Genomic DNA, 6,705 nt, shown 5'->3' with positions numbered 1-6,705 from the left:
CGCGATCAGCACCATCGGCCCGGCGCCCGAGCTACCAAGGGCATAGGCAGCCGCCGTGCCGCCGGCCCAGCCACCGACGTTGCGGCCGGCGAAGTGCGCCAACTCGGACTGTGCGGCGAGCGGGTTGTCCTGCCCGAGTAAGTGTGTGGCGCGCTGACCGGTCATCACCGTATCGGCGGCGGTGGCGAGCAGGCCGGCAGCGCGTAGTGCCTGGCCGGCAGATAGATCGCCTGCCAATAGCTCTGCGGTGGCGAAGCCGCGTTGGCCTGGCGGAATGCGTAATGGTCTTGCTGCTTCCTCGCCGAGAACGTTTTCGACCTGCAGAATGCCTTGGTCGGAAAGTGTCAGTCGGCCTGCGGCATGGGCTTGTGCGATGGCTTGGGAAAGTGAATTTCTACCAATCTCTGGATCGCCGCCTTTGGTGAGGTTTGCAGTGGATTGCGACACCTCATCTAAAGTAGTGACTATTCGCTTTTCCGAATGAACAATTGCACGCCAGCCGAGCTCCTCTTGCTGCATCGAATCGATGGCAGTGATTTGGTTGGCATACTTGGTGACGAACTCGGGTTTTTGATCAAAAAACGCATTCACTTCGGGCCGGATAGTATCTACATCCACTCCTAACGGCGCATTTATATAAATCTCACTATTCGCCAGGCCAACTCTCATAACATCTTGAAATTGACTTATCCTTGCAGTTAGACGCTTGCCGGCTTCTAGATCGCCTTGCTGATAGAATGCATGATAATCTTCAAGGGAACGGTATTCTGCCAGTTCAGCCGCCAATCATATTTTATACTCGGAAATATGCCTGCCACTATGCGCGGTAATAATAAGGCGAGACGCAAAGTCGGGATCAGTCGGCAAATACATCAAGTTCCTTGCCGAATGCATCTCGAAAAGATTCGCTTGGCTAAGCTCTTTGAGCAAAGGATCTGTTTTTAATAAGTTCTGCTCAACGATATGATGATCGCGAAAGTGCGTGAATTGATTAGGCATTTTATTCGCTCATTTCTATACATCAATCCAATCTGCAGAGTCCAACACCCAAAGTCCGCCGGAATTTTCTCCGGTGGATATTTCGGCTTGCCGAAGCGCATCCAGCATTAATTTGTCTATAAATAAAAATAAACCGGGAGCTGAAAATGGTAATCGGAACGCATGAAATGAAGATGTAACTTCCCTCTTGAATGCGAGGCTGACAGTCCCTCCGAATTTATACGCCTTGCCATTTATATATTCATTTCCCGTCTTGACTTTCAACTTCGATGCTGATTCATCCACTGCATCTAGCACCCGAACAACGTCACACAAAAAGTATGACGGTCCTCGCGAGCCATCAGCTAATCGAAAATCGGTTTCCGCAAATTCAAATGCCTGCGGATCAACTTTCTCGAACACTTGCTTTAGTCGATCGGACACCAACCAATAGCCGCCGAAGCTACCTTCTAGATCCTGAGGCATATCTCCTTCTCTGGGGTCGTATACCAAGCGAGGTGTCTCACGCAACGCAGGAAATCCCCCTTCGGGTGGTCTTAGGCTCCGTTTCGGAGGGGTGAGCAGCTCTTTTTCATTCTCAAACACCACCCCGTGCCCTGGGCCAGGTCTGCGGGAATCCAGTGTTACGGCGAAGAACTCGCCCTTCCTCGGTTTATTCTGGGTAGACACTTTTTTCTCCAAGGCACTGTTTCGATCAAGAGTAGCAAACAAGGCCAATGCGGCAGCAGCGTGGGTGGCCTGGTAGTTGAGTTCGCGCTGAATCGCCCAACCGCACCGAGGCAGAGGCCAGCGCCCAGATCCAATAAAAAAGCCGCGCTCCCGAAAGAGCGCGGCTTCGACAGCATCGGCCGCCATGCGACCGATCACGTGGTTTAGAACTCTGCCCAGTCCGATTCGTTGGACGGTGCCGACGCCACGGCGGCGCGCGCGGCGGGCCTTTTAGCAGACGGCTTGCCAAGCGTCTTGGTAGCTGGCTTGCTTGGCGCGGTGGGCCGTTTGGCGGCGATTTGGTGCACGACCGGCGTGGCGCGGGTCTGGGATTCCAGTTCGGCCGACAGACGGAACAGCGCCACCGCTTCGGTGAGCTGCTGCGCCTGATCTTCCATTGAGCGTGCGGCAGCGGTGGCTTCTTCCACCAACGCGGCGTTCTGCTGAGTGGCTTCGTCCATGTGGGTGACGGTCTGGTTGACCTGCTCGATGCCGGCCGATTGTTCCTGCGAGGCGGCGGAGATCTCGCTCATGATGTCGGTCACGCGCTGCACCGAGGAGACGATTTCGCTCATGGTGGTGCCGGCCTGATGCACCAGTGCCGAGCCTTCGGCCACCTTGCTGACCGAGTCGTCGATCAGGCTCTTGATTTCCTTGGCAGCGCCGGCCGAACGCTGTGCCAGCGTGCGGACTTCCGAGGCGACCACCGCAAAACCACGGCCTTGCTCACCGGCGCGTGCGGCTTCCACCGCGGCATTCAACGCCAGGATATTGGTCTGGAAGGCGATGCCATCGATGACGCTGATGATCTCGGCGATCTTCTTGGACGAGGTCTCGATGCCGGACATGGTGGTGACCACCTGGCCGACCACGCTGCCGCCATGCGAGGCCACGCCGGCGGCGCCGATCGCCAGCTGATTGGCCTGGCGTGCGTGTTCGGCGTTCTGCTTGACGGTAGAGGTGAGTTCTTCCATCGAGGCAGCGGTTTCTTCGAGATTGGCCGCTTGCTGCTCGGTACGCTGCGACAGATCCTGATTGCCCGCAGCAATCTCGCCGGCGGCGGTATTGATGGTCAGGGTGGAGTGCTTGATGCGGCCGACGATATCGGTCAACCGCTGTGTGGTGGCATTGGCATCGTCACGCAGGCGCGCGAACACGCCGTGGAATTCGCCGTCCATGCGTGCGGTCAGGTCGCCATCGGCCACCGCGCCGAGCAGCTGCGACAGCTTGCCCAGGTTGCGATCGCTGACTTCCATCATCGAGTTCAAGTCCGCCACCATCACCGCAAAGTCGTACTTGAAGCGGGCTGCATCGCCGCGGGCGCTGAAGTCGCCCGCCGCTGCCGCCTGCGCCAACTGCTTGATCTCGGTGTTGATCGACAACAGGCTGGCCTTGGCCGCATCCATCGCTTCGTGCAGGATCGCGCGGCTTGCCGGCAACCGGCGTGCGTCCTGGGTCAGGTCGCCCTGCGCGTACTGGTTGAGGATGCGCACCGAATCGGTGATGGCATCCAGGTGTTCGAAAATCATCGTGTTGATGCCGCCGGCCAGGGTGCCGTAAACGCCGGGGAAATCTTCCGGCATGCGGTGGGTGATGTCTTCGGCCGCATGCAGGTGCGACATGCGTGCGGTCTCGTCGGAGAAGCGGCGCAGCATCTGGGTCATGCGGCCGGTGGCCTCGAGCATCTGGCCGATTTCGTCGTTGCTGGTCTTGCTGACCTGCACGCTCAGATCGCCGCGCGACACCGCCTGGATGGCGCCCAGTGCCTTGGACAACGGGTTGGTGATGCTGCGTGCGATCAACCAGCCGAAGGTGATCGACAGCGCAGCCATCAACAAGGTGCCCAACAGCAGCACCGCGCTGGTCAACTTGAACGAGGTGGCGCTGGCCGCGACCATATCGCTCAGCGCCTTGGACTGCTGCGCATACATCTTGTCGACCGAGGCGAACAGTTCCTTGCGAATCTCGCCGGACTGCTTGCGCGAAAATTCCATCGCCGCAGCGCGGTCGGGGTCTGCGTACAACGTCCGCAGCTTCACGTTGGCGGCGAAGTAGCGCGTGCTGGCATCGGCCAACTTGGCGTATTCGGCCTTTAACGCAGAATCCGGCCCGATCTTGGCGTCCAGGGTCTTTTGCGTTTCCGCATACTTGGCCTGGATTTCGTCCATGCGCTTGAAGAAATACGCATAGCGTTCCGGGTCGTCCAGATTGACGAACTGGCCCACTTCATAGACGCGGAATTCGCCGGCGAAACCACGTAGCTCCGACAACTTGCTCAGCACCGGCACCACATCCTCGTTGATGAGTGCGGTCTGCTGCTGCATCTGTTTCATGCGCGAAAAGCCCAAGCCACCGAGCAGGGCGGTGAGCACGGCACTGAGGCAGAACGCAAACATCAGCTTGCGGCGGATGGGCCAATCGTTGAACTTGTTCATCATGTAACTCCGGGGCGTAGCATTGCGCTGCTGTCTTGCACGCTAGCGGCCCGGAGCGATGATTCTTTATCTCTGAACGATGGCCCGGACCGTTCCAGGTCCGGCTATATGCGCGAATTCACCTGGAAAACATGCCAATCGTCCAATATCGTTCGCACAACGACAGCATCCGATGCCGTCGTTGCAACGTTGCAGACACGGCTTAAAAGTCCTGCCATTGGCTGTCGTTACCGAGCGCAACCGTGGGCGCGCTCACCGATGCGCGGCGCACGGGTGTTGCCGGTTTCGGCGCGATGGACGTCGGCTTGGCCGGGCGTGCCAACGCGGCGACGTGGGGCGCATCGGCAAGCGTGAAACGCGCGACCGCCTGCGCCAGCTGTCCGGCCTGATCTTCCATCGTGCGTGCGGCCGCGGTGGCTTCTTCCACCAATGCGGCGTTTTGCTGGGTGGCCTCGTCCATCTGGGTGATGGTGCGATTGACCTGCTCGATGCCGGACGATTGCTCCTGCGAGGCCGCCGCAATCTCGCCCATGATGTCGGTGACGCGCTGCACGCTGGCGACGATGTCGGCCATGGTGGTGCCGGCCTGGTGGACCAGCTGCGAGCCCTCGGCCACCTTGCTGACCGAATCGTCGATGAGGTGCTTGATCTCTTTCGCCGCACCGGCCGAACGCTGCGCCAAGGTGCGCACTTCCGAGGCAACAACCGCAAAACCACGACCCTGCTCGCCGGCACGAGCCGCTTCCACCGCCGCGTTCAACGCCAGGATATTGGTCTGGAACGCGATGCCGTCGATGACCGAGATGATCTCGGCGATCTTCTTCGACGACACTTCGATGCCCGACATGGTGGTGACCACCTGCGCCACCACCGCGCCGCCCTGCGAAGCGACGCCGCCTGCACCGATGGCGAGTTGATTGGCCTGGCGCGCGCTTTCGGCATTTTGTTTGACGGTGGAGGTGAGTTCTTCCATCGAGGCGGCGGTTTCTTCCAGATTGGCCGCCTGTTGTTCGGTGCGCTGCGACAGATCGCTATTGCCGGCGGCGATCTCGCTGGAGGCGGTATGGATGCTGCCGGCGGCCTGCTGGATGCGTCCGATCACCTGCGCCAGCGCTTCGGCGGTGGTATTGGCATCGTCGCGCATGGTGGCGAACACGCCGTGGAAGTCGCCGTGCATGCGTGTGCTCAGGTCGCCCTCGGCCAGAGCGCTCAGTAGACGCGATACCTCACTGATGCTCACTGCGTTGGCGTCGAGCAGGGCATTGAGTTGTTGCGCCAGCTGCAGGAAAAAGCCTTGTTTTCCCGTGCTGTCGATGCGCTTGGACAGATCGCCCGCCGCAGCGCTGCGCACTACATCGGCCACATCCACTTCTGCCCGCGCTTCGGCGGTGCGGTCGCGCCATTCGCAGACAAAGCCCAGATGCGCGCCACGCTCGTCGCGGATCGCCGACACGTTCTGCGTGATGCAGGTGGCGCGGTACTGCACTTCGCGTTGCGCTGCGCCCTGGCGGTCGAGACGCTGGTAGATTTCCGCGTCCTGCGTATTGCCCACTTCCAGCAGCGAGACCGGTTGCCCGACCAAGTTGGCGGTGCGATTGAACGCCGGCGCGCAGGCCTGGATATCGTCTGCATAGGTGTGCAGCAAAGACTGCAGCGCGGTGTTGGTGTAGATGATGGTCAGGTCCGGGTCGGCGATGTACATGCCGGTGGATGCGTTATCCAGTGCAGTGCGAATGCGCAGGTTTTCTGCGGCGATGCTGCGCTCGCGCTCCAGGCGTTCGCGCAGGTCGCGCTGCATGCGCGACAGTGCCGCCATCAGGCTGCGCGTATGTTTTGCCGCAACCGGAATCGGCTGGTCCAGGCGGCCCTCGGCAATGTGTTGCGCGGCGGCCATGGCCAGCTGCGGCTCGCCGCCCAGCAGGCCGAACACCGAGCGCAGGATCCAGCCGGCGGCCAGCGCCAGGCAGACGAATGCAAGCACGACGGCGCCGCCTTGCTGCCACATCACGCGCTGGCTGTACTGCTCGGCCTGGCTGCGGTTGGCCTCGTTCAAGGCCAGGATGCGCTCGCTGATCGCGCCCATGCGGGTTTCGAGCTGGCCGAACTTGTCGGTGAAATCGCGGTACGCCGCAGCGCTGTCGGCATGGGTTTCGGCCAGCGTCGTGACCTGTTCGGCGGAGGCGATGTAAGCCTGCAGCGCGGGTGCCACCGCTTCCAGCTCGCTACGCAGTGCGGGGTCCAGCGGCAGCTTGCGGTTGGCTTGCACTGCATCGCGAAATTCGCCGGCATGTTCGCCCAGCGATGCGCGGGCGGCGGCAATGCCGGCATCGTCCTTGTGCGATGCGGCGAGCAGCCCGGCGGTGACGTCGCCGCGCAAGGCGTCGTGCATCATGTCGGCCTGCATGTGGTTACGCAGCGCATCGGAAGAGATCACCTGCGCGGCGATGGCTTCCAGCAGCCCGCGCTGACCGTTGTAGCCCACACCGCCCAGGGCGAGCAGCGCCAACGCGGCCACCAGCACCAGAGCGCCCAACATATGCATGATCTTCATTGCGCGGTCCGT

3 protein-coding genes and 1 pseudogene are annotated in these 6,705 nt (G+C 60.8%); all 4 read right to left on the bottom strand.

Features of this window, described 5'->3' with window-relative positions; translation table 11 throughout:
* Nucleotides 1-786 (bottom strand): annotated as a pseudogene (locus RQH86_RS22595) (hypothetical protein); the annotation flags it as partial.
* A 228-nt stretch (nt 787-1,014) separates the two neighbouring features.
* The gene (locus RQH86_RS22590; protein ID WP_311240474.1) at nt 1,015-1,680 is read right to left on the bottom strand and encodes a DUF1629 domain-containing protein; all 666 of its coding nucleotides are present in this window, start codon (nt 1,678-1,680) and stop codon (nt 1,015-1,017) included.
* 191 nt (nt 1,681-1,871) lie between these two features.
* Nucleotides 1,872-4,142 carry a methyl-accepting chemotaxis protein gene (locus RQH86_RS22585; protein ID WP_311240472.1) on the bottom strand — a complete coding sequence of 757 codons (2,271 nt, stop codon included), beginning with the start codon at nt 4,140-4,142 and terminating at the stop codon, nt 1,872-1,874.
* Nucleotides 4,143-4,344: 202 nt separating this feature from the next.
* A complete protein-coding gene (locus tag RQH86_RS22580; RefSeq protein ID WP_311240471.1) occupies nt 4,345-6,693 on the bottom strand; it encodes a methyl-accepting chemotaxis protein in 2,349 nt (782 codons plus the stop codon).
* Nucleotides 6,694-6,705 lie beyond the last annotated feature (12 nt).

Origin of the sequence: Xanthomonas sp. WCS2018Noco2-27, from assembly GCF_031843525.1 — a bacterium.
Lineage (GTDB): Bacteria > Pseudomonadota > Gammaproteobacteria > Xanthomonadales > Xanthomonadaceae > Xanthomonas.
This window is presented reverse-complemented; position numbering and strand designations above follow the sequence as displayed.